General features: G+C 54.8%; 4 protein-coding genes. All 4 read right to left on the reverse strand.

Going from position 1 to position 3,335, the window contains the following annotated elements; translation table 11 throughout:
* Positions 1-33: 33 nt before the first annotated feature.
* The 4 genes from istB to MWC30_RS21410 all read right to left on the reverse strand — a co-directional run bounded on the left by istB (position 34) and on the right by MWC30_RS21410 (position 3,134).
* Entirely contained in the window at positions 34-771 is a 738-nt protein-coding gene (gene istB / locus MWC30_RS21395) for an IS21-like element helper ATPase IstB (protein WP_244086233.1), read from the reverse strand.
* Positions 768-2,234: an IS21 family transposase gene (gene istA, locus MWC30_RS21400; RefSeq protein ID WP_244086234.1), complete on the reverse strand. Its 1,467-nt coding sequence runs from the start codon at positions 2,232-2,234 to the stop codon at positions 768-770. The genes istB and istA overlap by 4 nt, the downstream gene beginning before the upstream one ends.
* Positions 2,231-2,635: a helix-turn-helix domain-containing protein gene (locus MWC30_RS21405; protein ID WP_244086235.1), complete on the reverse strand. Its 405-nt coding sequence runs from the start codon at positions 2,633-2,635 to the stop codon at positions 2,231-2,233. The genes istA and MWC30_RS21405 overlap by 4 nt, the downstream gene beginning before the upstream one ends.
* Positions 2,636-2,720: 85 nt before the next feature.
* Entirely contained in the window at positions 2,721-3,134 is a 414-nt protein-coding gene (locus tag MWC30_RS21410; protein WP_244086236.1) for a hypothetical protein, read from the reverse strand.
* Positions 3,135-3,335 lie beyond the last annotated feature (201 nt).

A 3,335-nucleotide genomic window follows, 5' to 3' on the forward strand; every position in this document is an offset into this window, starting at 1 on the left:
AGAGCCCTCAATGGCTTACAGCTTCTTTTTTGATTACTTCACTTTTCTTCTATAGCTACTTCCCCCGAGGATGAGGATTTCCGAGCGAAAAACGAGACGATCGGCTATCGCGGTGGCCACAGTGGTGGAGTCGAAGACCTTCCCCCAGTCAGCGAACGGCAAGTTCGTTGTCAACAGAGTTGACTTTTTCTGATGCCTTGCACTGATGACCTGAAAGAAAAGGTGTGAGCCCTGTTGCCCAAGCGAGAGGTAACCGATCTCATCTACGCACAGAAGATCCGCGGATTGATAATACTGGAGCTTTTTGAGAAGCGAATGATCCGCCTCGGCGGCTATAAGGTGGTTGATCATGTCCATGGCAGTGGTGAAAAGCACCTTCACGTTGGCATTGCAGGCAGCTCCGCCGATGCAGTTGGCCAGGAAAGTCTTTCCCGTTCCAGGGTTTCCGATCAAAACAACATCCATGCGCTCTTTGATAAACTCCAGGTCCAGGAGATGGAGGATCTGGTTTTTGTGATCCTTTCTCGATTTGTGATGCTCGAAGTCAAACTGATCGATGGTGGGCTTATCCGGAAGCTTGGATTGATCCCAGCGAAGCTTGATCGCACTTTGCCGGCGCCGCTCGAGCTCGAGATCGGCAAGCTGGCTGATCGTATGGAGGATGCTTGTGTTCTTGGCTTGCGCATCGGCCAGGACAGAGTCCAGGGAGGAGGCCATGGCTTTGAGCTGCAGCCTGGTGAGCTTTGTTTTCAGATCATTGAGATCGGTCATGGGATTTTCTTCCTCTTTAGGATGAAAGCGTCGTATTCGGCAAGGGAGGGCTCATCGAGCCGGATGCGGTTGAGGGCCTCGTCTCTAAGGTGCACGGGAGGATGGATTCTTCGAGGCGCCATCTGCTGGTAGAGGATGTTTTCGATGTAGTCTGCCCCGATCGCATTGTGGGCTGCGGCCTGTGTGATGGCATCGCACAAAGCCGCAGAGCCGTAATCGTCTTTGAGGGCAAGGAGTCTTTGAAGGTTCTTTTTTAAAGGCAGATCCGTGGCTGCAAACCGCTCGAGATAGGCTTTGACGGGCTCTCCCAGGCCCATGAGCGCTGCCGCCTCATCGGAGTATCCTCCCGGATGCCTTTGTGCCGCTTCGCAGTGTGAGGGCAGTTCTGCCCGGTGGCGCCTGAGCCAGGACCTTGCATGGTTGGCCACCACCTCGTCTTTGAAGTAGATGGTGACGGTTTGGTGATCGGCTTTCACCGTGACCTCTTTTCCAATCAGGTGGGGAGGAACCGTGTAGGTGTTGGCGTCAAAGTGGATACAAAAATCCGTGTGGACGGTGGCCACCTCCAGGTCACGACAGTCGGGAAGATTTGGAGGCAGGGGCAGCAGGGTCTCGGGCCGGAACCTTTCGATGGGCTTTTCTGCGGTGGTATTGTGGCGCCTCACATTGGCGATCTGATCCCGCCACTGGTTGGCCTGGGACTGGACGTCTGCAAGATCTTTAAAGAAGCGAAGGGGCCAGAAGTTGTACCGAATGTAGTGGATGGCGCCTTTTTCCACTTTTCCCTTCTCATGGGGAGATCTCACGTTACAAGCCCGGGGAACCGTCTTGAAGGGGCGCAGGAAGGAGAGGAAAGCCTCGTTGAACCGGATGAGAGGCCCGTCGCGCTCGATCACGGCCGTGATCATGTTATCGACAACGAGCGTTCTCGGGGCTCCGTTAAAGAAAAGGAATCCGTTGAGCAGAGCCCGGTGCAGGGCTTCCTGTCTCTGGGAGTGCGTAAACTCGAGATAGAGCATGCGGCTATGGGACTCGATCATGGCCAGGCAGGAGAGCTTTCGGGACGTGTTGCCGTAGGTGAGAGAGCCAAAATGGCCCCAATCGACCTGCATCTGCTCGCCCGCAGCCGACTCGAAGCGAATGAAGGCCCTCCTTTTGGAGGCTCGGAGGGTGCGAAGGTAGTCTTTTAAGATGGTGCTGCCCCCATCGAATCCGAGCGGGACGAGTCTTTGGCGAATCACCTCGGAGCTCGCTTCAGGAGAGATCTCGAGAAGACGCCCGATTTCGTCCTTGAAGGGATCGAGCTTGCTTGGCCGCTCAAAGCGGATGGTGTTGCGAACCGGATTGTCCAGATACTTGGCCACGCTGTCGCGGCTCAAAGAAAGCTTGCGGGCAATTTTCCGGATCGAGAGACCTTCATTGTGGAGCCTGTGGATCTCAAAGATGGTGCGCTCATCGATCATGGCTTTTCTCCGAAAGTTTGGCGAAAGATCTGGCGGATGGTTGCCGGATCGGATCGCTCCATCTCCTGGCGAGTCTTGAGGAGCACAGGGGGTTGCGGACAGTCGGGAAGAGAGAGGACCTGAAAAAGACGCCCGTCGAAGGCAATGAGATCTTTCTCGATGAGTCCGTTTCTCGCCTCGATGTAGTCATCGACTTCGATTCCAAGGATGGAGCACAGGGTCTCGAAGCCATAGAAGGAAAGTCCATGCCGATCGGCTACCAGAACCAGGAAGAAATAGACCAGCAGCTCGAAATGGGTGAGGGAGGCCAGAAAGCCATCCCGGAGGAACCGGTGCTCGATGGAGGCAAAATCAGCCTTGATAGCCCTCACACGCTCGGGAGCCAGAATCTTTTTGATCATAGCGTTCTCCTTTCCGGGCAAGCCTAACACCGGGGGCGGTCGCGTGCCTATCGCGTCCTACTTTGCAAGAGGGGGGATTTGTGAGCTAGGTGATTGGAATCAAATGGACTTTCAGTGCCGACGCGTCCATCTTTGCAAGGTCGGCTGTCTCGGGCATCAGGTAATAAGCTCCTTTTAAAACAATGGGTTGAGGCTCCAACACGTCCATCTTTGCAAGACGGACCCTGTCGCGTCCCCTTTGCAGTTCACGGTTTCGAGAGGTGTAGTCGGGGTGAGTCAAGCGATAGAGCTTCCAGTACTCGGGATGGAGACTGCGCCACTGCGCATTGGAATCATGGTGGTCCAGTTTGTAGTCGGGGTCACGGGCAAGCTTTTCTTTCTGCCAGAGTCTTTTCCTGGCACGTTGGCACTCGGTCTTGCTGCAATATCGCTGGTGCTTCACCCGTGGATTGGGAGAAAAGAGATACGAGCAGTGCGCACAGCGAATCCGTTCTCTCATGGCGTCCTCCAAAAAACCATGAAAGACCCCGCCGTGCTCGCAAAGGGAAGTAGCGATCGAAGTAAAGGAACAAAAAGGATTGAATTAAAAGAATCTTGAGTGGGTGGAAAAAGGGAACGACGAGACGGGTCTATTGCCGAAAGCCGTGGCGGACGGCTTCCTCACCGCCCATTTTGGACTGAATGCTCGCCGCCGTTGATA

Origin of the sequence: Desulforhabdus sp. TSK, assembly GCF_022836495.1 — a bacterium.
GTDB lineage: Bacteria > Desulfobacterota > Syntrophobacteria > Syntrophobacterales > Syntrophobacteraceae > Desulforhabdus.

What these genes read in the sequence shown, in the direction of transcription:
- istB (WP_244086233.1), bottom strand. Translation starts at nt 771, where the DNA reads ATGACCGATCTCAATGATCTGAAAACAAAGCTCACCAGGCTGCAGCTC.
- istA (WP_244086234.1), bottom strand. Translation starts at nt 2,234, where the DNA reads ATGATCGATGAGCGCACCATCTTTGAGATCCACAGGCTCCACAATGAA.
- MWC30_RS21405 (WP_244086235.1), bottom strand. Translation starts at nt 2,635, where the DNA reads ATGATCAAAAAGATTCTGGCTCCCGAGCGTGTGAGGGCTATCAAGGCT.
- MWC30_RS21410 (WP_244086236.1), bottom strand. Translation starts at nt 3,134, where the DNA reads ATGAGAGAACGGATTCGCTGTGCGCACTGCTCGTATCTCTTTTCTCCC.